This window comes from Flavobacterium sp. (genome assembly GCF_047602195.1).
Taxonomy (GTDB): Bacteria; Bacteroidota; Bacteroidia; order Flavobacteriales; family Flavobacteriaceae; genus Flavobacterium.
Genome location: NZ_JASGHW010000003.1, coordinates 424,015 through 448,058, shown reverse-complemented (window position 1 = coordinate 448,058; position 24,044 = coordinate 424,015). Strand labels below are relative to the sequence as shown.

Below are 24,044 nucleotides of genomic sequence, written 5' to 3'. Positions count from 1 at the left end.
CGAACCATCAATAAATGAAAAAGCCACTCGAAAAGTGGCTTTCTTTTTTAACCGCAAAGGATACAAAAGTTCCGCAAAGTAACACAAAGCTTTGCAAAACTTTGCGGGGCCTTTGCGCCTTTGTGTAAAATTATTTGGCTGGAATATTTTGAAGGATTTCCAAAACGAACTTCCAATATTTCTGCGCCGAGGAAATGCTCGCGCGTTCATCGGGCGAATGCGCGCCGTGGATGGTCGGCCCGAACGAAATCATGTCCATTCCCGGATAATTGGTCCCGAGAATACCACATTCCAATCCGGCGTGGCAGGCCACCACTTTGGGTTTTTCGCCATTTTGCTTTTCGTAAATATTGACCAGGACATCGAGAATTTCAGAATTCACATTGGGTGTCCAGCCTGGATAAGAGCCTGTAAAACTCACTTCGCAACCCGTCAATTCAAAGGCCGAACGCAACGCATTGGCCAAATCGAATTTCGAACTTTCGACCGAAGAACGCGTCAGGCAGCCGATCATGATTTCGCCGTCCTTGATCACGACACGCGCGATGTTGTTGGAAGTTTCGACCAAGTCTGCCATATCGGCACTCATGCGGTACACGCCATTGTGTGCAGTATACAACGCGCGGATGATGCCTTCCTGCACGCCCAAATCCATGACTTTTTTAGGCAAATCCGATTTGGTGATTTCAATCGTCAGGTTCGGTTCGGTCGTTTTGAATTCGGCTTTGATGTCGTTGATCGTTTCCTGCATATCGAACACATAGGCTTCGTCATACATCGACGCAATAATCACCCTGGCCACGCTTTCCCTTGGAATCGCATTGCGCAAACTGCCGCCGTTGATTTCTGCAATCTGCAAACCGAAGTTTTCAAATCCGTCGAACAGCAAGCGGTTCATGATTTTATTGGCGTTGCCCAAACCTTTGTGGATGTCCATACCCGAATGCCCACCGTTCAGACCTTTGACAGTAATCGTATATCCGGTTGAACCTTCTGGCGTTTCTTCTTCGGTGTAGCTTCTTGTGGCCGTCACATCGACACCACCGGCACAACCGATGTCGATTTCGTCGTCTTCCTCGGTATCGAGGTTCAAAAGAATTTCGCCCGTCAGGATGCCGCCTTTGAGATTCAATGCGCCTGTCATTCCGGTTTCCTCATCCACCGTAAACAAGGCTTCAATGGCTGGATGCGCAATGTCTTTGGATTCGAGAATCGCCATAATTGTCGCTACGCCGAGGCCGTTGTCGGCGCCCAAAGTTGTTCCTTTGGCCCGTACCCAGTCACCATCGACGTACATCTCGATGCCTTGGGTGTCGAAATCAAAAACGGTATCGTTGTTTTTTTGGTGCACCATATCGAGGTGGCCCTGCATGACAATCGTCTTGCGGTTTTCCATGCCCTGTGTCGCAGGCTTGCGGATGATGACGTTGCGGATCTCGTCTTCGAAGGTTTCGAGTCCGAGTCTATTGCCGAAGTTTTTCATGAATTCGATCACGCGTTCTTCTTTTTTGGACGGGCGCGGGACGGCATTCAAATCGGCGAATTGGTTCCAAAGTACTTTGGGTTCGAGGTTTCTGATTTCGTTGCTCATGGTATGGTATTCGAATATTGAGCCCCAAAGGTAAACTATTATTTATTGTTTATCTTTAATTATTTAGGAGCGGATGGATAAAAAATAGCCTAAAGCCGTTTCGCATTCGCCCATCACAATTGTCCCATTCAACCCTTTTGTGCGAACCTATTATTGCTCAAATTTGTAAGAACAAAAAACAGCAGCATGAGAAAATTAAAATTACAGATGCAGATGACCATCAACGGCTATGTTGGCGGACGCAACGGCGAAAACGACTGGATGACCTGAAACCCCGATCCAGAATTCATTGCATTCCTAAGTTCGCTGATTGATACGTCGGACACGCTTTTATTGGGCAGAAAAACCGCGGAAGGCATTATCGATTTTTGGAAAAACGAGGCCGAAACGAATCCCGCGCACCCGTTCGCGAAAAAGATTGCCGCCATCCAAAAGGTGGTTTTTACCCAAACACTCGATGCGTCTACTTGGAGCAACACCCGATTGGCCAAAGGAAATCTCGCGCACGAAATCGCCAATCTAAAAGCGCAGGACGGCAAGGACATTTTGGTTTTTGGCGGAGCCGATTTTGTCTCGGCATTGATCAAGGAAAACCTAATTGACGAATTTCACCTGATCATCAATCCAACGGCGATGAGCAATGGGATGACGATTTTCCATGCGGCGGACGGCATCCAAAAATACAGCCCAATCGCCTCCAAACTTTATCCAGGCGGTAAAACGGTGCTGAGTTTCATCCCGAAAAGAGAATAAAACCGTCCAATAAACCAATAAGTAAATTGAAAATAAACTGTTCGGGATTACGCGATGTGCTTTTCGAACAGTTTTTTGGCGTCTTTCTTGGAAACTTTACCGACGCACTCGTTTTTGTGGATGCAGATTACCGGTGCGTGCTTGCACATGCCCTGGCATTCCATTTTTTTGATCGAGACCGAATCCTTGAGCCCGGCTTCCTTGACGAGGTCCTTGAAACAATCCTTGACCTCGCTGTTGTACCTGCAGCATTTTTTTCCGTCACACAACAGAATCACCTTCTCCTTTTTCGCTTTCTTTCCCATGCCGATAACAGAATTCACCGCAAATGTATCGCATAATTCTTATTTGTTCTAAATAAGCGCGTTAAAATTTCAAAAAAGAAATTAACAATGAGCCGGGCTGTGCTTATATTTACGCAACGAAAAAAACGATGCGCAAAAAATTCCTACTTCCCATTTTACTGTTGGTCCAAATCATTCTCGTAAAGATTCTTTCGCTCTTTCCGGATTGGATCGAATGGCATTACAGTTTGGCGGTTTACCAATCGATGTCGAAGTTTTCGCGTTCCGTTTTGGGAAGCGTTCCGTTTTCTGTTGGCGATGTGATTTACTTCATCTTCATTTTCTTGGTCCTACACTGGTTTTGGAAAAAACGCGGCACCTGGAAGATGCAATGGCGTTCACATGCATTGCAGATTTTGTCGTTCCTTTCGGTGTTTTATTTCCTGTTCCATGCCCTTTGGGCACTCAATTACCACCGCGAGAAATTGTTCGACAAATTGGCCATCCAGCGCGAATACACCGATGCCGACCTGCTCCAATTCACCCAAAAATTAATCACCCGAACCAACGAAATCCATTACAAAATCACGCATAACGACAGCGCCAAAGTCGTTTTCCCCTACAGCCAGGAACAAACGTTTCGAATGAATCTGGACGGCTACAACCGAATCGCCAAAATCCATCCGTATTTCGCTTACCAAAATTTATGCGTCAAGAAATCGCTGCTCAGCTTGCCGCTTTCCTACATGGGATTTGCAGGTTATCTGAACCCTTTTACCAACGAAGCGCAGGTCAACGACAAGATTCCGATGTACAATTTCGCAACGACCTCGGCGCACGAAATGGCGCACCAGATTGGCTATGCGTCCGAAAGCGAGGCCAATTTTATCGGGTATTTTGCCTCGGTCCACAACACCGATTTGTATTTCCAGTATTCGGGTTATTCGTACGCGCTCAAATATTGTTTGCGCAATTGGAAAATCCGCGACGAGAAAACACTCGAGAAGTTAATGCCGACCATCCACCCGGGAATCCTCAAAAACTACGAAGAATCCGAACAATTCTGGGCGCAATACGAAACGTTTATCGAAACCGGCTTCAAAATTTTCTACGATAATTTCCTCAAATTCAACCAGCAGAAAGACGGTTTGGAAAGCTATAGCAAATTTGTGGATTTGCTTGTGAATTATTATAAGTTGGAGAAATTTTAGGCGCAATTTGCTTCGCCAGTTCGCTCCAAATATTTTTTATTTGGAGCTCGTGTCCCGCTATTCGCTGCAATCTTTTACGGCCTTCGCTACGCTGCGGTCGCAAAAGGATTTTCGCTGCTATCGGGGCTAGTTCTTCAGCTTTTGCCTCGCCGTCCCGAAGCATCGGGATTGCAAAAAGGCGGAGCGCCCAAATTACAATCTCAAAAACTATCTCAGGAAACACTCCGCGCACCAAGCCGTTCGCCCTGCGGGCTCAACTCCAGGTGCGCTGACGCTTATTCCTTTCGTTGTTTTTTACGATTCTCATTTGACGGCGCGCCAGTCAGGAACTGCATATTTTATTTTCGGCTTTTTTCAAAGCGCCGAAAATCCTCCTAAGAACGTTTTTCGGGAATTTTACGTTTTTCCGTTCCAAGCGAACAATAAATTTTCAATCACCAATAAAAGTTCTCCGTGAGGTTGCGCGATTCAATCGTGGCAGGCGGGCACCTGCAATTTGAAAAAGCCGTAAAATTGAAAGCTGTCTGAGCCGCAGGCGAGTTCTTTCAATTTAGGCTTTGAGAATTAGCAGGTCGCCGAACGATTGCGCGCTAGGCATTTTTGCTTCTTTTGTTGCCAGACAAAAGAAGATTAAATCTCATCACTCGTAAACGCATAAAAACTTTTCCGCTTATACGGCCGTATAATCAACCTACCTTCCCTATCGAAACGAATATAATTGTAAATCCAATTCGTCAAAACCACCGCTTTGTTCTTAAATCCGATCAGTGAAATCAGGTGGATGAACATCCAGACAAACCAAGCAAACACGCCATGAAAATGCACACGCGGCAAATCGACGACGGCCTTGTTGCGCCCGATTGTGGCCATTGAGCCTTTGTCGTTGTAGACAAACGGCATCATTTTTTGGCCTTTGATTTTGCGGATGATGTTTTCGCCCAATAATTTTCCCTGTTGCATCGCGGGCTGGGCGAGCATCGGGTGACCAAGCGGATAATTTTCGCAAACCATCAGCGCGATGTCGCCAATCGCAAACACATTGTCGAAACCCGCCACTTGGTTGCATTCGTTGACTTTGTAGCGCTCGCTTTTTTCGACAAAAGCCGAAGCCGGGAAACCATCGGGTGTGTTGCCTTGCACCCCAGCCGTCCAAATTACGGTGGCCGAGTCAAAAGTTTTGTCGGTGTTGGTCGTGATGACCTTGCCGTCGTAGCCCGTCACGCGGATGTTCTTGTTGACCTTGACCCCGAGTTTGGTCAAATATTCCTCGGCGGCCGCGGATGATTTTTCGCTCATCGTGTTCAAGATGCGGTCGCCGCTTTGGATCAGGTTGATCTGCATTTTGGAAATGTCGAGGTCCGGATAATCTTTATGCAGAATGGCGTTTTTCATTTCGGCCAAAGCCCCTGCCAATTCCACTCCGGTCGGGCCGCCGCCTACGAGACAGAAATTAATCAGGCAATTGCGTTCGTTTTCGTCTTTCGAGCAAAATCGCCTGCTCAAAGTTTTCGAGGATCAAACTGCGGATGTTGAGCGACTGCGGGATCGTTTTCATCGCCATCGAATTGCGTTCGATTTCGGAGTTGCCGAAGAAATTCGTTTTGGAACCGGTCGCAATGACGAGATAATCGTAATCGAGTTCCCCGATGTCGCAGATGACTTTATTGTTTTTGGGGTCGAGTTCGGTGACCATACCGAGGCGGAAATAGAATTCCTTGTGGTGGTGCATGACCTTGCGGATCGGATAAGCAATCGAGCCCGCTTCGAGTCCGCCGGTGGCGACCTGGTACAACAATGGTTGGAATGTATGGTAATTGTGTTTGTCGATGAGCACGACCTGCACGCTTTTGTTTTTGAGTTTTTGGGCGAAGGCGATACCGGCGAAACCACCGCCAATAATGACAATTCTTGGGAATTTAGATTTTGGGATATTCATTTAAAAGGAAACTTTTAGAATCTGTAAGTTACGATTTCTTTTTCTTTTGTAAAAGAAAGAAATGTCGCTGCCACGGGTTTCTCAACTTTTGCCTCGCCGTCCCGACGCTTCGGGACGGCGAGGCAAAAGTAGAAAAATCGCCGAAAGAATTACGAAACGTATTCCCTAGCCCCGATTGAAGCAAAGTAGCTGCGCAGCACTACTGCGAAAAGCGGGACGAAACTTCCCAAAAACCACAAAAGTTTTGCTCCTAAAAATAAAAAACTTACTTTGTAACAAATTTTCACCAACGAACACTAATGCCCTCATGAGCCAAGATTTGGAACAAGCTTTTGTCAAGCAGTTGCGCGAAAACCAGAATATCATCCACAAGATTTGTAGGCTGTATACTTCGGGTGAGGATGCGCACAAGGACTTGTTCCAGGAAATCACGATCCAATTGTGGAAGGCTTATCCCAAATTTCGCGGCGAAAGCAAATTTTCTACCTGGGCTTACCGCGTGGCGCTCAATACGGCGATTACCTTGTACCGGAAAAGTACGCGTTCGGTGCAGACTTCTTCATTCGATACCTCGAACCATTTCATCCGTCAGGAAGATTACAATTATGAGGAGGAGGAACAAATCAAGCTCATGTATCAGGCGGTGTACCAGCTCAATGACATCGAAAAGGCTTTGGTTTTTATGTATCTCGAGGACAAGGATTACCAGGAAATTTCGGAAACATTGGGAATCAGCGAGGTGAATGCGCGTGTGAAAATGAACAGAATCAAGACTAAACTGAAAAAAATATTAAATCCTTAGGATTATGGATGAGTTGGATTTATTAAAAAAAGACTGGAAGAAAAAGGAGCATTCCTTTGCGCAGGTTTCCGATGGCGAGATCAATAAAATGACGCACCGGAACTCGTCTTCTATTGTCAAGTGGCTGCTGATCATCAGCATCGTGGAATTCTCGTTTTGGGGATTCATCACCTTGTTTTTCAACGACGACCAGTACCAGGTGAAATTGCACCGTTACGGATTGGAGGATTGCATGTTTTGGGTCAACGTGGTCAATTACATCATCCTCGTCGTTTTTATATTCCTGTTCTACAAGAACTACCGCACGATATCGACGACCGATTCGACGCGGCAATTGATGAAAAATATCCTGAACACGCGCAAGACCGTTCAGTATTACATTTGGTACAACCTCGGCATTGTTGCAATCAACATCATCTTGTCGATTTTAATGCTGTTCTACCACAACGACCAGATGAAATCGATGATGGAAAACGCCGCCGAGAAAGGGCATCAGGAATTGTTCCTCATTATGTGCATCGGGGTTTCGTTGTTGTTCATCCTGATCATCATCGGCTTGTTCTGGCTATTCTATAGATTGCTTTACGGTATTTTATTGCGCAAACTCAATGCGAATTACAAAGAGTTGAAGAAGTCGGATTTGGAGTAATTTTTTTAGAAGCTATTTACTTCGTCAGTTCACTCCAAATATTTTTATTTGGAGCTCGGGTCCGGCTATCCGTTGCAATCTTTTGCGGCGCCACTGTGTTCTGCCGCAAAAGGATTTCCACTTCTATCCGGGCTAGGGCTTTCGGTAAACAAAAACAATCATCACAATCAAAAACAGAAAGAATCATAATGGCTTTCAAAGGCAAGCAAATCAACAATCCAAAAACCGGACAACACATCCTGTTCCTTCAAACCGCCAAAGACACAAATGGCCAGCTTCTGGAAATGGAAACAACTTACAACGCAAAATCCAAGGAACCTGTCGCGCATTACCATCCGTATCAGGCAGAAGATTTTACGGTTTTATCAGGCGAGCTTACTGTTCGAATCAAAGGACAATTGAAAACGTTGCATGCGGGCGATACCTTACACATTCCCGCCAATCAAGTCCACGCGATGTGGAACGCCTCCACCGAAAAAACCATCGTCAATTGGAAAGTACAACCCGCGATGGATACGGAATATTTGTTCGAAATGATGTACGGATTGGCCCATGACGGCAAGACCAACAAAAATGGCATGCCCAATTTTTTTCAATTGATTCTAACGGCAAGAAAATTTTCAGATGTGTTTAGGTTGGCCAAACCATCGTTTACCATCCAGGAAATCTACTTTTTTTTCTTATCGCCTTGGGCCCACTTGTTCGGTTACCGATCGACCGACAAAAAGTATCTGGATTGAGATTTTGAAACTGTAAGATTTAAAGACTTTTCAACTTGAGGCTTAGTAACTCCAGCGGCGCGTCTCATTGAGTTTCTCCTGTTCCTCGCGTTCTTCGGCCGGAATCACTTTCAAAAAGGACGGATGTTGTTCGATGGCGTATTCGACTTTCTCGACAATCTGCTCGATCGTATCGTTTTCATAATCGATCACAAGCGGTTCCTTGATGATGAACGACTGCAAAATGCCTTTCTTTTTCATGCGCAATCCTTTCTTGTCGAACGATCGGCGGAAACCGTCAATTACTATCGGAACCACCACGGGTTTGTGCTGCTTGATGATGTGCGCGGTGCCTTTCCTGACGGGCTTGAACGATTTGGTCGTACCCTGCGGAAACGTGATCACCCAACCATCTTCGAGTGCGATCTTGATGTTTTCGGTGTCGTTCGGATTGACTTCGCGCTGCACATCTTTGCCTTTGGCGCGCCAGGTTCTTTCTACGGTAATCGCGCCAACGTAAGATAAAATGCGTGGCAGCAAACCTTCGCGCATCGTTTCCTTGGCCGCCACATAATAAATATTGAGTTTGGGCTGCCACAAATAACCGATGTTCTTGATGTTGTCCTCGCGTCCGGCAAGGCTCGCGTTGAACACATGGAACATCGCCACGACATCGGCGAAATAGGTCTGGTGGTTCGAGATGAAAAGGACGTTCTTATCGGGCAGGGCGCGGATGATTTCCGAACCATCGATTTGGAGTTGGTTGAATCCATGGTAACGCCGGTGCGTGATGGAGCCAAAGATGCGGATCAACCATTTCTTGATGAACAGTATGTGGCCAAAAGGGTTTCTTTTGAATAATCCCATAGTTCGCTTATTGTGAAAAAAAATGAACGGCAAACATACAAAAACTTTATCTTTTGTATGATTTTCAGAGATACAGATTTTCAGATTTTCAGAAAATCTTAACCATTCCCGTCCAGTAATCTGACAATCTGATGATCTGATAATCTGATGATCTAATTCACATCCATTACCGACTTCAAAACGTCTTTAAGTTCACCCATCATCATCGCCGTCGCGCCCCAGACGCGGTGTTCGTTGATGGTAAACACCGGCACGTCGATGGCCAAAGAATAGGAAGTCGCCATCGTCTGGCTGTGCATGTTGACATCATCGAGGAAATGGTCGAGTGGCATCTCGATGAGCCCGGCCACTTCGTTCGGGTCGGGTTTGAAAATGAGCTCCTCGCAACTGTACCCCAGAAATGGATGCACGAGAAAATTACTCGGCGGAATATACACTTGCGAAAATTGGCGCACGACGGTAATCTGGCTCGGGGAAATCCCAATTTCTTCTTCGGTTTCGCGCAAGGCGGTTTCCATAAAAGACGCATCCGATTTTTCAATCTTGCCGCCCGGAAACGCAATCTGCGACGAATGCACACCCGGATAGGCATTGCGGATAATCAAAATGAGATTCGTTTTCTCGTTGCGCGGATAGAACAGCATCATCACCGCGGCCTGCTTTGGGTTCTTGGCCTTGAGGTCGAGCGTCTTCATGATTTCGCAGCGTTCGGGCGGCGACATCTTGGCGTGCGACTGCTCGCCGGGAAGAAAAGCATGTTCTATTTTGGGAATCAGGCGAAGAAAATCGGAAAAATCCATGGTAAGGCGTATTTTTGTGCTACGAATTTACGAATAATACCATGTACTCCAAACAGGAAGCCCAACAACTCAAGCAGGAATTCTGGATTGCGTTTGCCGAAAAGTACCCGCGCAAATGGCTGTTGTATGACACCAAGATCAAGGATTTCTCGCTCAAATTCTTTGTCGACAACAAGAAGGCGCAGGTCCTGATCGACATCGAGCCACGCAACGACGAGACGCGTTATGCCTATTTCGAAAAGATCGAAGCCTTAAAAAATATACTCGAGGAAGACCACATCCAGGATCTTGTGTACTACCGCGATTTTACGCTCGAGAGTGGCAAAACCATCAGCCGCATTTTTGTGGAAAAAGACGGTTTGAGCGTGAGCAACCGCAACCATTGGGACGCGATTTTTGATTTCCTGGCTGAGAAAATGAACGCGCTCGAATTGGCGTTCTACGAATTTGAAGACTACATCAAAGACATTTGACCATGTGTGAACACCTCGCCGCTTTAGACAATGAACTGAAAGCCAATGGCATTGCCGAAATCTTCCGCGGACAAGCCTGGAGCGACCATTGCCGCGAGTGGGTGTATTACGATTGTGTGCTCGATTTGGAAAAAATCAGACAGCGCCATCAATTTCCCGACTTTGTCAAAATCCATGTCAACGCCGACAACAAATCGGGTATGGAAGCCGGGTTGGTCTGCGAAATGTGCGCCGACGCGGTCATCGGTGTCCACCCAGATTTGGGAAAAGGAAAAACGGTTGTGGAATAATATGCCTATGAGACAGCGCATCGAAATCATCCCTTTCCAGAAAGAACACCAAACCGGTATCGATTCGATGATGCAAACCATCGCTTTGGAATTTGAAGAACCCATTTTCTCTGCACAATCCAAAAAAATCATCGATCTGTTTGCCTTGCCCAACAACACCTATTGGGTAGCGACTATCCAAGGCCAAGTCATCGGGACCATCGGAATGACCGAACTGGCCCATGGCAACGTGGTGCTCAAATCTATGTTTGTCGATCAGGTGTTTCGCGGACATGGCGTCAGCGGTTTGTTGCTGGCCACCTTAACCAATCGGGTAATGCAAAATAGAGGCAAACGAATTTACTTGGGCACGATGACCCAATTTGCCGCCGGGCAGAGATTCTACGAAAAAAACGGGTTTGCGAAATGCGAAACGGCCGTACTTCCGCCTGATTTTACCATCAACCCGTTGGACACGGTTTTTTACACCAAATCCATCGATCATGCCTAACAGTTGCGTTAGGGGTTGCAGTGGAAATCCTTTGTAGCGCAGCGCAGCGGAGACTATAAAGATTGCAACGCAAAACCCGGCGCGCAGCGCAACGCCCACCCCAAACTGTTAATTTTTACCCACATCCGTCTGATTTGCTTGGCAGTGTCGTGAAAAAATATATATTTGGGAAAACTTTAACAAACAGATGAAAAAAGCACTCTTTATCCTTTTGGCTTCCGGGCTGCAATATGCCTATGGACAAAAGGATTACTCTTTTGTATACCATACCGATTCCATCATCAATACAGGAACGAGACTGCACGATGAAGGTAAATTTGCCGAAGCGATCAAAGAATACGAAAAAGTGGCCAAAACCGATCCCGGCTATGGTACGGCACTGTATGAAAAAGCGCTGAGCCTTTCGAGTATGGGCAAAGATGAGGAAACCAAAAAATTCTTCAAGGAACTCTATGACAAAAAAATCATGGTGGGCGAGCCTGCGATGTTCATGCTCTACGCCAATTTCCTGAGCGACAAGAAAGATTATGAGACCTCGGACAAGATTTTTGCCGAAGCCGTGACCGCTACGCCCAACAATTCGAATGTCTATTTCAACTATGCGATCCTCAAATTGCGCAAAGAAGAAACACAGGCCGCGGCCGATTTGCTCAAAAAAGCGATCACGATCAATCCGAATCACGCCTCGGCCCACTACTTCCTTTCGTTGCTCGCTTTCCAAAGCGGCAAAATTACCGAAGGATGCCTGGCCGCACTGAGCTACCTCGTGATTGCCCCGGACGGCCGCTATGCCGACCAGGCCATCGAGATGCTCAATGCCAAAATGGGGGAAAATTACCTCAAGAAGGACAATGTAGTGTACAGCAAATCGGGGGATAATTTTTCGGACATCGATGAAATCCTGCGCAACCAATTGCCGCTCAAGAAAGCCTATAAAGTCAATTCGGAATTCAACGACGACCCGATTATGCGCCAGTTGCAAGCCGTATGCGAATACAGCCTCGAACACAAGATGGGAGAAGGTTTCTTTGAGAACACCTACCTGCCATGGGTCAAAAAAATGATGCAGGACAAACAATTCGAAAACATGTCCTATTACATTTTGCTCAGCATGGAGGAGAAACTGGGCAAAAAACTGACCTCGCACAAAAAACAGATCATGGCTTTTGCCGATTACATCGCCAAAGATTTCTGGGATTATTTCGCTTTGCGCAAAATGGAGCATTTCGGGAAAGTCGAGACCGTCAACATCAGCATGAAAAATGGCCGACCGTATATCGTGGGCGTCTTGGTGGGCGGCAAAAAAGAAGGCAAGTACAAAGTACTGGACGAACTCGGTCGCACCCTCAGCGAACTCAATTTCAAAAACGATGAATTCGATGGCCTCCAAAAATACTTCGATGCCGAGACCAACCTGGTCACCGGCGAAACCGAATACAAAAACGGCAAGCTCCATGGCACCAAAAAGGACTTTTTCACCAATGGCCAACTCAATCTGGTGCAGCAATACGCCGACGACAAACTCAACGGAATTTCGACGAGCTATTATGTCAACGGCGGCAAACAGTGTGAAGTCAATTTCGTCAACGACCAACGTTCGGGCAAATTGGTTTGCCTCTACCCGAACGGTTCGATGAAAAGCGAGGAAGTCTATGCCAACGGCAAACTCAATGGCACGCACATCAGTTACAACCAGGTCGGCGACATCACCGAAAAATACCAACTCAAGGACGACCTCATTGACGGTCCTTACCTGAGCTATTTTGACGGAAAAGCGCTCAAGGAAGAAGCGACATACGCCAACGGAAAAATCAACGGAAAATTCAAGAGTTATTTTGAGAACCAGGCCATCGACGAGGAACGCACCTACGAAAATGGCAACCTCAGAAAGGTTCTCAGTTATTGGGCAGACGGCAAATTGGCTTCGGAATCGACTTATGACGACAAAGGAAAAATCGAATCTTATCTCTATTTCGACCGCAAGGGGAACAAATACTATGAGGAGCGTTACCGTGGCGGCGAACTCAAAACGGGCATGCAATATGGGGCCGGAAAACCCAAGCCGACAGAGTTTGCGTTGGGTAAAAAACCATTCAAAATCCTGTCTTTCGAGGGCGATGCGCTCGTGACCGGTGAATACGAAGCCGGCAGCAAATCGAAAGAATGGAACTATTATTTCAATTCGGGGACGCTCAAATCCAAAGACAACTACAAGGCCGGAAAAAAAGACGGACTGTCTACGGTGTACAACAAAAATGGCACGCTCACGATGGTGCGTCATTTCAGCGACGATAAAATCAACGGGCTTTACGAGGATTACGACAATGGCGTCTTGAATGGCAAATATTATTTCGCCAATGGGGAGAAAAACGGCCCTTATACGACCTACGAAGCCGATGGCAGCATTGCTTCGGAAGGGTTCAACGAAAATGACGAGAACAATTACGTCAAGACTTTTTACCGTTTCGACGGATCGGTATTGAACAAAAGCACTTACATCAACGGTGTAGAAATCCTTTCGGAGGAATTCAACCGCAAAGGCGAGTCGGTCCACGCTACCGATTACAAAAACAAAACCGGTAAATTCGATTACCTCGAGGCCAACAATATGGTGAACCGTTCGATCGAATTGGTCAATGGCGAGCTCAATGGCAAGAACATCCGGAAAGACAAAACCAATTCGCCGATCATGGACGAAGAATACAAGAACGGGGTCAATGTAAACAAATATTTCTTCTACACGCCGGGTGGCGCTGTCCAAGTGGAACGCAACTTTTACTGCGGCAAATACCACGGCCCGCAAAAATGGTACGACCACGCCGGTAACCTGCGCATCGAGGAAAATTATCTCTTTGGGGACGAATACGGCAAAGGCAAACGCTTCTACCAAAACAAGACGACCATGCTCGAAGAAGAATATGCCGACGACGAACTCGCGGGCGAGGCGACCTATTTCAACCTCAAAGGCCAGCCGATCCTCAAATTGGGATACGACAACAACCAACTGGTCTATTTCATCCGGTTCGGCAAAACGGGCGCGCTTGATGACAAGGTAGCGGTCACCAAGGAAACGGCCGATGTAGCCTCAATGTATGCCAACGGAAAAACAGCGATTGCGTTTAAAATGGTCAAAGGCAATTACGAGGGCAAATTTGTGATCCATTCGGAAGAAGGCAAACCGGTTTTCGAGACCAATTACATCCACGGCCTGACCGATGGCGAACGGACCGAATATTACACTTCGGGTAAAGTCTACAAAAAAGAGCATCTCAAAAATGGCGATTTCGAAGGAACGCAGGAGTATTTTGGCGAAGATGGCAAACCGCTGATCGTCGTCAATTACAAAAACAATAAATTGCACGGAAACACAGTTATCTACAGTAAAACTGGACAGATTACAAAAAAATACGATTCAAATGACTTGGTTGAAATTATCCGCTAAACTGCTTTTGGCATCGGGCCTGATCGTGGTTTCGAAGGTTTCGGCACAGCAAACCCTGGCCGACTACAAAAAACTATACCCCGATTACAATGAATTGGTGCTGCACGATTTACAACAGTACGATTTTTCGATCCAGGACAAGAAGCTGCGCGTGGTGCAGGACAACCATTATGAATCGATGATTTTATCGGACATGGGCATCCAGAACGACCAGGAAACGTTTACGTATTCTGAACTCATCAAGCTCAACAATTACGACGCCTATTCGGTACTCAACACCAACGGGCGCGAGAAAAAGATCAAAGTGACCCAGACCAATGAGAATCCGTACCGCGACAACAGTATTTTTCACAATGAAGTCAAGGAGCGGCAGCTTATTTTCCCGAACCTCGAGGCCGGGGCCAAAAAAGTCTACGATTACCAGGTGGAATTTGTCGATCCGTATCTGCTGCACAAATACATTTTCTACAAAGGATTGCCCGTTCGCAATGCGACACTCGAGATCAAGACCGACAAGAACATCGAAATCGGTTACAAGATTTTCAACGACCCCGAGAATTCGATCGCGTTCAGCAAAACCGAAAAAAAGGGCAAATACATTTATTCCTGGACGCTCAAGGATGCCAAACCGCAACGTTTTGAAGCCGAATCGCCCGGGATTTTGTACCAGTTGCCGCACATCAATGTCTACATCAAAAACTACAAGATCGACGACCAAAACATCACGGTGCTCGACGGCGTAGACCAATTGTACAACTATTACCGCGGCTTTGTCAAGAACCTGAACAAGACCGAAAATGCCGAACTCAAGGCGCTTTCGATCGAACTGACCAAAAACCAACCCGACGAATTAAGCAAGGTCAAAAGCATCTTTTACTGGGTCAAGGACAACATCAAATACATCGCTTTCGAGAACGGCTACGAGGGTTTCATCCCGCGTGAAGCCAGTGTCGTATACGAAAGAAAATACGGCGACTGCAAGGACATGGGCAGCATCATCAGCGCGATGGCGCATTATGCTGGGATCAAGAATGTGGCCATTTCGTGGATCGGGACACGCGACATTCCGTATTCGTATGGGGAACTGCCGACACCGGCCGTCGACAACCACATGATTGCCGTTTACAAGGCGGGCGAAAAATACTATTTCCTCGATGCGACCGACAAATACACGCGGTTTGGCCTCCCGACCGGATTCATCCAAGGCAAGCAGGCCATGGTGTATGGAGACGAAAAATTCACCATTGTCGACGTACCGCTTACCAGCGCCGAAGACAATATGGCATTCGACCAAGCCGATGTAAAAATCGAAGGCGACAAGCTCATCGGAACCGGAAAATTGACACTCGAAGGCTACAACAGGAGCGACATCCTGTCGGCCATGGGCGACATTACCGGGAAGGCGCGCCAAGATTTCATGAAGGAATTGCTGCTCAAGGGCAACAACAAATTCAAGCTTGTCAGCTATTCAGAAGAAAACGCCGCCGACCGCGACTTGCCGTACATCATCAATTCCAAATTTGAAATCGACAATTACCTCGTACGCGTGGACCAGGACATCTATGTCGGGCTTTGCATGGACAAACGCTTTGAAATGCTGCAGCTCGAAGACGACCGCCAGTGGAAATTCGATTTGCACTTTATGGCCAAGTCGGCATCGGCCTACGCCTTGGAAATCCCAGCGGGTTATAAGGTAAAATATGTTCCGGAACCTTTCAAGATCGACAACGAACTGTTTTATGTCGATGCTAAATACACCACCAAAGGCAATAAAATCAAGGTCGACATCCTGTTGCATTCCAAGAAAATCATGCTCGACAAATCCGATTTCAAACTGTGGAATGAAACCATCCGCAAAATGAAGAATTACTTCAGCGAATCATTAATCTTATCACAAAACTAATGAACCAGACCAAAACCAAATGGCTCAGTTTCCTTGTATTTTTTATTGGAACCGGGCATTTCTTTGCCCAGGAATACACGTTCAAGGATTACAATTGGGACGAGAAAAACAAAACCACCGACATCCCCGAAAAGTACAAGAACGAGAATGAAGTCATCCTGAACCGGACGGTGAAAATCGAATTGGTTTCGGACAAATCGGCGCCGCGGCAGTATTATCTGTTGCACGACAAATTGTTTGTCAATGCCGATGACGCGATCGAACGCAACAATAAAATCTACATTCCGCTGGGAGAAAACGACAACATCATCACGACCAAGGTGCGTGTCATCCTCAAAAGCGGCAAGACCATACTGATGGACAAAAAGGACATCAAGGAAGAAGTCGATCAGGAAAAAGGCATGCGTTACCATTATTTTGCCGTCAACGGATTGGAGAAAGGCGCGATCATCGAAAAGATCATCATCCGCGAGGAAACGCCCGAAATCAACGGAAATACTTGTAAGATGCAGGCCGAATACCCGATTGCCCAGCTCGATTTCGAATTGATTTACCCGCACCACCTCGTGTTCAAAACCAAATCGCTCAATGGCGTGCCCGAACCTTTGGTGGTCGAAGATACGGTGGCCGGCAGGAATACATTGCGCATACTCGACAAGGATATTCCGGCACTCGACGACGATGAGCAATACGCCAACTGGAATGCACAGGTCCGGATGTTCCGTTACAAACTCGATGAGAACCTGTATTCGGGTGCGAAAAACATGTTCAGTTTCAAGGCTTTTGCGACGGCCGCTTTCGACCGATTCAATGAAGAACTCGACAAGAAACAGCAGAAAGCCGTAGCCGACTTTTGCAGTTCGATCCCGAAGTCTTCTGATCTGCAGGAACAAATCTGGAACATCGAGAACAAGATCAAGAAGACGATTGTCTACAACCAATACATCGATTCAAGCCCAGGTTTGGCCGATGTGCTCAAAACGAAACAGGCTAACCAAACCGACATTCTGGCTTTGTACCTGGCCGTTTTCAAACAGATGAAAATCGAGAACAACATCGTTTTCACCTCAGACCGTTTTAAGGTGCCTTTCCAGGAAGACTTTGAAAGCTATGAAAACCTGAGCGAAATTTTGTTCTATTTTCCTTCGATCAAGAAATACATGACGCCGACCGAAATCGAATACCGCATCCCGTTATTCCCTTCGCGACTGGCCAACAACAGAGGATTATTCATCAAGAGCCGATTGTTTGGCGGTGTAGCGATGGGCACGGGTGAAATTGCCTATATTGATATTCCGGGGGTTGACGTCACCCATGATACCATGGACATCACGATTGATTTCACCAAGGATGTCGAAAATCCATCCGTGACGCACCAGATTACTTTCGGGGGCTATTCGGCCATTTCGATGCAGCCGATCAAGGATTTCGTGTCGGCCGAGGATTACAAGACCATCCTCAAAAGCATCGCCGAAAACTACACCGTGCAAAAGGATTACAAAACGCTCAAGACCGAAAACGACGGCGTCGACAACATCGGCAAGAAACCTTTCATCTTCAGCGTAGGATTCGAAGGCCGCGACCTGGTAAAGAAAGCCGGAACGACCTACCTGTTTTCGGTGGGCCAAACCATCGGCCGCCAAATGGAACTGTACCAGGAAAACAAGCGCGTGATGCCCGTTGAAATCGATTTCCCGCATGCCTATACCCGAAAAATCCGCATTATTCTGCCAAGCGGCATCACGGTGAAAAACCTCGACAAGCTCGCGATGGATTACAAAACCACGATCAATGGCAACACCGAAGCCGCTTTCAACAGCAAATACGAGCAAAAGGGCAACGAAATCCTGATCGAGAACGAAGAATATTACAAAAAAACCGATTATCCCCTGGAGCAATTCGAGCAATACCGCAGCGTGATCAACGCCGCCGCCGATTTCAACAAGATTATACTGGTACTTAACAAAGCGTAATTATTATTTCAAATGAAATCCGGGGCTGGTCTCCGGATTTTTTTGCTCTTTTGGGCGTGCCGGCGCCGTGGCACTACCCGACAAAGATAGAGCAGATGAAAACGCCGCCGTCGGGCTGTCCGTCCCGAAGCATCGGGACGCGGCACCTTGCTTCCGTACCTCACGCAAACCCGCGGAAGCATTTACTTTTCGTTGTTCAATTCTGATTCTTCATCGTGATCAGGCGTTTCACGATTGAAGAATTCCACCACCGTCTTCTCGTCCTTCTTATTTTGACGGATCAGATAAACAATCAACGTGATGGCGAACACGACAACGAGGACAATAACAATCCAGTTCATTTTATTCATGATTTGGATAAAGATAGACCAATTGCCTGATTTGAAGTTATTTTACTGGTTATTAAATTGTTATCAAGAACCTGAGACAAATCCAAAAAAAGAAAAACGTCCATCAGGATAAGAATTTCAAAAGCCGTAGGGCGAACTGAACATACGATATATAGAGGAGCAAGCACTTTGGGCTTGAGGTATTTTGGATTCATCCAAAAACAAAAAAACCCTCATTGAAGATGAAGGGTTTCTTTAAGAAAGGCGGCGACCCGAGGGCGTAGCCCGAATCGCGCCGCACCTATAAAAAAATAAAGCCCAGCTAAAAAGCTGGGCTTCACAAAAGAAAGGCGGCGACATACTCTCCCACAGGATTGCAGTACCATCTGCGCAGGCGGGCTTAACTTCTCTGTTCGGGATGGGAAGAGGTGAGCCCCGCCGCAATAACCACCTTAGGCCGTTACGCGATCGGATTTCGATCACATTATATTGTTGACACACTGGGATAAAGAATATACTTTGGTTTTAGAAAGTTTGCCCCGGGCCTTGCGGCCCGGGTGCGCGTACATAAGCTTACGGGTTATTAGTACTACTCGGCTATGACATTACTGCCTTTACACCTGTAGCCTATCGACGTGGTCATCTCCCACGACCCTTAAAAGAAATCTCATCTTGTGGTGGGTTTCGCGCTTATATGCTTTCAGCGCTTATCCCTTCCCGACGTAGCTACTCTGCGGTGCCCCTGGCGGGACAACAGATACACCAGCGGTCGGTCCAATTCGGTCCTCTCGTACTAGAATCAGATCCACTCAAATTTCTAACGCCCGCAGTAGATAGAGACCGAACTGTCTCACGACGTTCTGAACCCAGCTCGCGTGCCACTTTAATGGGCGAACAGCCCAACCCTTGGGACCTTCTCCAGCCCCAGGATGTGACGAGCCGACATCGAGGTGCCAAACCCCCCCGTCGATATGAGCTCTTGGGGGAGATCAGCCTGTTATCCCCGGCGTACCTTTTATCCTTTGAGCGATGGCCCTTCCATGCGGAACCACCGGATCACTATGCTCTACTTTCGTACCTGATCGACCTGTATGTCTCTCAGTCAAGCTCCCTTATGCCATTGCACTCTACGCACGGTTACCAAGCGTGCTGAGGGAACCTTTAGAAGCCTCCGTTACTCTTTTGGAGGCGACCACCCCAGTCAAACTACCCACCAAGCAATGTCCCCCGCAGTACGGGGTTAGGCTTCAGATAAGCAAAGGGTGGTATTTCAACAATGACTAACCGACGCCTGGCGACGCCGGATCGAAGTCTCCCACCTATCCTACACATCACTTATCCAAAGTCAATACTAAGCTATAGTAAAGGTGCACAGGGTCTTTTCGTCCCACTGCGGGTAAACGGCATCTTCACCGTTACTACAATTTCACCGAGCTCATGGCTGAGACAGTGTCCAGATCGTTACACCATTCGTGCAGGTCGGAACTTACCCGACAAGGAATTTCGCTACCTTAGGACCGTTATAGTTACGGCCGCCGTTTACTGGGGCTTCAATTCAATGCTTCTCCGAAGATAACATCTCCTCTTAACCTTCCAGCACCGGGCAGGTGTCAGGCCCTATACTTCATCTTACGATTTTGCAGAGCCCTGTGTTTTTGATAAACAGTCGCCTGGACCTCTTCACTGCGGCCAGCTTGCGCTGGCGACCTTTCTCCCGAAGTTACAGGTCTATTTTGCCTAATTCCTTAGCCATGAATCTCTCGAGCACCTTAGGATTCTCTCCTCGACTACCTGTGTCGGTTTACGGTACGGGTTGTATCAATCTAAGTTTAGAGGTTTTTCTTGGAAGCCCTTAGGTACACTATCACTTTGTCCGAAGACTCCGTGTACTATCGCATTTCACCATTCCCTACGGATTTGCCTATAAGGAATATAGCTAGGTGCTTCAACGAACTATTCCGTCAGTTCGCGGTACTTTCATCACTCCGTCACCCCATCACAACTGATACAAGTACGGGAATATTAACCCGTTGGCCATCGACTTCCCCTTTCGGGTGCGCCTTAGGACCCGACTAACCCTCAGCTGATTAGCATAGCTGAGGAAACCTTAGTCTTTCGGTGTGCGGGTTTCTCGCCCGCATTATCGTTACTTATGCCTACATTTTCTTTTCCAGAAGGTCCAGCATGGCTCACGCCACACCTTCAGCCCCGCTGGAATGCTCCCCTACCACAGAATAAATTCTATCCATAGCTTCGGTACTACACTTATGCCCGATTATTATCCATGCTCGTCCGCTCGACTAGTGAGCTGTTACGCACTCTTTAAATGAATGGCTGCTTCCAAGCCAACATCCTAGCTGTCTGGGCAGACAAACCTCGTTCTTTCAACTTAGTGTAGATTTTGGGACCTTAGCTGATGGTCTGGGTTCTTTCCCTCTCGGACTTGGACCTTAGCACCCAAGCCCTCACTGCTGGTAATCATTATATAGCATTCGGAGTTTGTCAGGAATTGGTAGGCGGTGAAGCCCCCGCATCCAATCAGTAGCTCTACCTCTATATAACTGTATCCAGCGCTGCACCTAAATGCATTTCGGGGAGTACGAGCTATTTCCGAGTTTGATTGGCCTTTCACCCCTACCCACAGGTCATCCGAAGACTTTTCAACGTCAACCGGTTCGGACCTCCACTGTGTGTTACCACAGCTTCATCCTGCCCATGGGTAGATCACACGGTTTCGCGTCTAACACTACCGACTAAAGCGCCCTATTCAGACTCGCTTTCGCTACGGATCCACATCTTAAATGCTTATCCTTGCCGGCAACGTTAACTCGTAGGCTCATTATGCAAAAGGCACGCCGTCACCCCACGAAAGGGCTCCGACCGCTTGTAGGCGTATGGTTTCAGGATCTGTTTCACTCCGTTATTCACGGTTCTTTTCACCTTTCCCTCACGGTACTGGTTCACTATCGGTCTCTTGCGAGTATTTAGCCTTGGCGGATGGTCCCGCCGGATTCAGACAGGGTTTCACGTGCCCCGCCCTACTCAGGATACCACTATCCATAACATCGCTTACCCATACGGGGCTATCACCCTCTATGGCGAACCTTTCCAGGTCCTTCCGGTTCACTTTGCATGAAATATCGTGGTCCTACAACCCCAGACATGCCGTAACATTTCTGGTTTGGGCTAATCCGCTTTCGCTCGCCACTACTCACGGAATCACTTTTGTTTTCTTCTCCTGCGCCTACTTAGATGTTTCAGTTCAGCGCGTTCGCCCCCTATCGGGTAATGCATCTTCAATGCATTGGGTTGCCCCATTCGGAAATCCCCGGATCAACGCGTGTGTGCCGCTCCCCGAAGCTTATCGCAGCTTATCACGTCCTTCTTCGCCTGCAAGAGCCTAGGCATCCCCCATACGCCCTTATTTTGCTTATTGTACTTTTCGTTGATGGCATCACTGCCACAACTGTGTTCTTTCTACTTTTTGTATTTTCTTATCCCAATATGTCAATGAACTTCTGTCCGTTTGTTTAACCGTTTAGTCGTCGAACCGGTCAACCGATCAAACGATGCCCCGATTAAACAGGACCAGTGGAGAATATCGGAGTCGAACCGATGACCTCCTGCGTGCAAGGCAGGCGCTCTAGCCAGCTGAGCTAATCCCCCATTTCAGATTCCTTCGCAAGAATCCCAAACGATGGAACCCAACCTCCAGAATTTCCTTAACTTAAGTATCAGTAGTCCCGGGCAGACTCGAACTGCCGACCCCTACATTATCAGTGTAGTACTCTAACCAGCTGAGCTACGAGACTCTGTTTTACTTAAATTGTATTTTGAACCAACAGCGAGAGTAAGCAAAAAACGTCTTCATCCAGACAATCAAGGCGTCGTTTCTCTAGAAAGGAGGTGTTCCAGCCGCACCTTCCGGTACGGCTACCTTGTTACGACTTAGCCCTAGTTACCAGTTTTACCCTAGGCAGCTCCTTGCGGTCACCGACTTCAGGCACCCCCAGCTTCCATGGCTTGACGGGCGGTGTGTACAAGGCCCGGGAACGTATTCACCGGATCATGGCTGATATCCGATTACTAGCGATTCCAGCTTCACGGAGTCGAGTTGCAGACTCCGATCCGAACTGTGACCGGCTTTGTAGATTCGCTCCCCCTCGCGGGGTGGCTGCTCTCTGTACCGGCCATTGTAGCACGTGTGTAGCCCAGGGCGTAAGGGCCGTGATGATTTGACGTCATCCCCACCTTCCTCACAGTTTGCACTGGCAGTCTTGCTAGAGTTCCCGACTTGACTCGCTGGCAACTAGCAACAGGGGTTGCGCTCGTTATAGGACTTAACCTGACACCTCACGGCACGAGCTGACGACAACCATGCAGCACCTTGAAAGACGTCCGAAGAAGGGCATGTTTCCACGCCTGTCGTCTCTCATTTAAGCCCTGGTAAGGTTCCTCGCGTATCATCGAATTAAACCACATGCTCCACCGCTTGTGCGGGCCCCCGTCAATTCCTTTGAGTTTCAGGCTTGCGCCCGTACTCCCCAGGTGGGATACTTATCACTTTCGCTTAGCCACTGAAGTTGCCCCCAACAGCTAGTATCCATCGTTTACGGCGTGGACTACCAGGGTATCTAATCCTGTTCGCTACCCACGCTTTCGTCCATCAGCGTCAATCCACTGGTAGTAACCTGCCTTCGCAATTGGTATTCCATGTAATCTCTAAGCATTTCACCGCTACACTACATATTCTAGTTACTTCCCAGTAATTCAAGCCCTGCAGTATCAATGGCAATTTCCCGGTTGAGCCGGGAGATTTCACCACTGACTTACAGGGCCGCCTACGGACCCTTTAAACCCAATGATTCCGGATAACGCTTGGATCCTCCGTATTACCGCGGCTGCTGGCACGGAGTTAGCCGATCCTTATTCTTACGGTACCGTCAAGCCGGTTCACGAACCGGTGTTTCTTCCCGTACAAAAGCAGTTTACAATCCATAGGACCGTCATCCTGCACGCGGCATGGCTGGTTCAGGCTTGCGCCCATTGACCAATATTCCTCACTGCTGCCTCCCGTAGGAGTCTGGTCCGTGTCTCAGTACCAGTGTGGGGGATCTCCCTCTCAGGACCCCTACCCATCATCGTCTTGGTAAGCCGTTACCTTACCAACTAACTAATGGGACGCATGCCCATCTTGAACCGTTGTGACTTTAATAATAATATGATGCCATACTATAATACTATGGGGTATTAATCCAAATTTCTCTGGGCTATCCCCCTGTTCAAGGTAGGTTGCATACGCGTTACGCACCCGTGCGCCGGTCTCAATGGAGCAAGCTCCATCTACCCCTCGACTTGCATGTGTTAAGCCTGCCGCTAGCGTTCATCCTGAGCCAGGATCAAACTCTTCATCGTATATTTTTATATTATCTACGACGTGATTCCTTGACTTAGTCCGATATTCTAACGTATCTTTCTTACTCTCTTTATTTGTTTCAACATCTCTGCTGAAACGGCTGTCAATCCAATATG

Annotated in this window: 16 protein-coding genes, 2 tRNA genes, 3 rRNA genes and 1 pseudogene; 11 read left to right on the top strand and 11 right to left on the bottom strand. The window is 47.5% G+C overall.

Annotated elements, in window-relative coordinates; translation table 11 throughout:
- Positions 1-130: 130 nt before the first annotated feature.
- Positions 131-1,591, bottom strand: coding sequence for an aminoacyl-histidine dipeptidase (locus QM717_RS05385; RefSeq protein WP_415035579.1), 1,461 nt, complete (start codon positions 1,589-1,591; stop codon positions 131-133).
- 288 nt (positions 1,592-1,879) lie between these two features.
- On the opposite strand from QM717_RS05385, the gene QM717_RS05380 reads away from it, so the two are divergent.
- Entirely contained in the window at positions 1,880-2,344 is a 465-nt protein-coding gene (locus QM717_RS05380) for a dihydrofolate reductase family protein (protein WP_415036020.1), read from the top strand.
- 47 nt (positions 2,345-2,391) lie between these two features.
- Here QM717_RS05380 and QM717_RS05375 read toward each other — a convergent pair whose 3' ends face one another.
- Positions 2,392-2,649: a (2Fe-2S) ferredoxin domain-containing protein gene (locus QM717_RS05375; protein WP_415035577.1), complete on the bottom strand. Its 258-nt coding sequence runs from the start codon at positions 2,647-2,649 to the stop codon at positions 2,392-2,394.
- 128 nt (positions 2,650-2,777) lie between these two features.
- On the opposite strand from QM717_RS05375, the gene QM717_RS05370 reads away from it, so the two are divergent.
- Complete coding sequence (locus QM717_RS05370; protein WP_415035575.1) at positions 2,778-3,839, top strand: DUF3810 domain-containing protein; 1,062 nt, start codon at positions 2,778-2,780, stop codon at positions 3,837-3,839.
- Between the two features lie 630 nt (positions 3,840-4,469).
- Here QM717_RS05370 and QM717_RS05365 read toward each other — a convergent pair.
- Positions 4,470-5,775, bottom strand: a pseudogene (locus QM717_RS05365) (NAD(P)/FAD-dependent oxidoreductase).
- Between the two features lie 307 nt (positions 5,776-6,082).
- On the opposite strand from QM717_RS05365, the gene QM717_RS05360 reads away from it, so the two are divergent.
- The 3 genes from QM717_RS05360 (at position 6,083) to QM717_RS05350 (ending at position 7,966) form a co-directional block, all read left to right on the top strand.
- Positions 6,083-6,577 (top strand): RNA polymerase sigma factor, encoded by a 495-nt coding sequence (locus QM717_RS05360; RefSeq protein ID WP_415035573.1) that lies wholly within the window; start codon positions 6,083-6,085, stop codon positions 6,575-6,577.
- A 4-nt stretch (positions 6,578-6,581) separates the two neighbouring features.
- Entirely contained in the window at positions 6,582-7,226 is a 645-nt protein-coding gene (locus QM717_RS05355; RefSeq protein WP_415035571.1) for a hypothetical protein, read from the top strand.
- A gap of 188 nt (positions 7,227-7,414) precedes the next feature.
- Positions 7,415-7,966, top strand: a complete 552-nt coding sequence (locus tag QM717_RS05350; RefSeq protein ID WP_415035569.1) for a cupin domain-containing protein — start codon at positions 7,415-7,417, stop codon at positions 7,964-7,966.
- 42 nt (positions 7,967-8,008) lie between these two features.
- Here QM717_RS05350 and QM717_RS05345 read toward each other — a convergent pair whose 3' ends face one another.
- Positions 8,009-8,812 carry a lysophospholipid acyltransferase family protein gene (locus QM717_RS05345; protein ID WP_415035567.1) on the bottom strand — a complete coding sequence of 268 codons (804 nt, stop codon included), beginning with the start codon at positions 8,810-8,812 and terminating at the stop codon, positions 8,009-8,011.
- A gap of 152 nt (positions 8,813-8,964) precedes the next feature.
- Positions 8,965-9,612 carry an NUDIX hydrolase gene (locus tag QM717_RS05340; protein WP_415035565.1) on the bottom strand — a complete coding sequence of 216 codons (648 nt, stop codon included), beginning with the start codon at positions 9,610-9,612 and terminating at the stop codon, positions 8,965-8,967.
- Between the two features lie 41 nt (positions 9,613-9,653).
- On the opposite strand from QM717_RS05340, the gene QM717_RS05335 reads away from it, so the two are divergent.
- From QM717_RS05335 to QM717_RS05310, 6 genes are all read left to right on the top strand, one after another.
- Positions 9,654-10,085, top strand: coding sequence for a DUF4268 domain-containing protein (locus QM717_RS05335; protein WP_415035563.1), 432 nt, complete (start codon positions 9,654-9,656; stop codon positions 10,083-10,085).
- A gap of 2 nt (positions 10,086-10,087) precedes the next feature.
- Positions 10,088-10,375 (top strand): hypothetical protein, encoded by a 288-nt coding sequence (locus QM717_RS05330; RefSeq protein WP_415035561.1) that lies wholly within the window; start codon positions 10,088-10,090, stop codon positions 10,373-10,375.
- Position 10,376: 1 nt separating this feature from the next.
- The gene (locus QM717_RS05325; protein WP_415035559.1) at positions 10,377-10,865 is read left to right on the top strand and encodes a GNAT family N-acetyltransferase; all 489 of its coding nucleotides are present in this window, start codon (positions 10,377-10,379) and stop codon (positions 10,863-10,865) included.
- Between the two features lie 187 nt (positions 10,866-11,052).
- The gene (locus tag QM717_RS05320; protein ID WP_415035557.1) at positions 11,053-14,307 is read left to right on the top strand and encodes a hypothetical protein; all 3,255 of its coding nucleotides are present in this window, start codon (positions 11,053-11,055) and stop codon (positions 14,305-14,307) included.
- Positions 14,291-16,210, top strand: a complete 1,920-nt coding sequence (locus QM717_RS05315) for a DUF3857 domain-containing protein (protein WP_415035555.1) — start codon at positions 14,291-14,293, stop codon at positions 16,208-16,210. Before QM717_RS05320 ends, QM717_RS05315 begins: the two co-directional genes overlap by 17 nt.
- Positions 16,210-18,183: a DUF3857 domain-containing protein gene (locus QM717_RS05310; protein ID WP_415035553.1), complete on the top strand. Its 1,974-nt coding sequence runs from the start codon at positions 16,210-16,212 to the stop codon at positions 18,181-18,183. The genes QM717_RS05315 and QM717_RS05310 overlap by 1 nt, the downstream gene beginning before the upstream one ends.
- 182 nt (positions 18,184-18,365) lie before the next feature.
- Here QM717_RS05310 and QM717_RS05305 read toward each other — a convergent pair whose 3' ends face one another.
- The 6 genes from QM717_RS05305 to QM717_RS05280 all read right to left on the bottom strand — a co-directional run bounded on the left by QM717_RS05305 (position 18,366) and on the right by QM717_RS05280 (position 23,927).
- Complete coding sequence (locus QM717_RS05305) at positions 18,366-18,524, bottom strand: hypothetical protein (RefSeq protein WP_415035551.1); 159 nt, start codon at positions 18,522-18,524, stop codon at positions 18,366-18,368.
- Between the two features lie 333 nt (positions 18,525-18,857).
- Positions 18,858-18,967, bottom strand: a 5S ribosomal RNA gene (gene rrf, locus QM717_RS05300).
- 108 nt (positions 18,968-19,075) lie between these two features.
- Positions 19,076-21,948, bottom strand: a 23S ribosomal RNA gene (locus tag QM717_RS05295).
- A gap of 156 nt (positions 21,949-22,104) precedes the next feature.
- Positions 22,105-22,178, bottom strand: a tRNA-Ala gene (locus QM717_RS05290).
- A gap of 72 nt (positions 22,179-22,250) precedes the next feature.
- Positions 22,251-22,324 (bottom strand) — tRNA-Ile (locus QM717_RS05285).
- Between the two features lie 87 nt (positions 22,325-22,411).
- A 16S ribosomal RNA gene (locus QM717_RS05280) occupies positions 22,412-23,927 on the bottom strand.
- Together the 16S, 23S and 5S rRNA genes with 2 tRNA genes alongside form the textbook arrangement of a ribosomal RNA operon.
- Between the last annotated feature and the right edge of the window lie 117 nt (positions 23,928-24,044).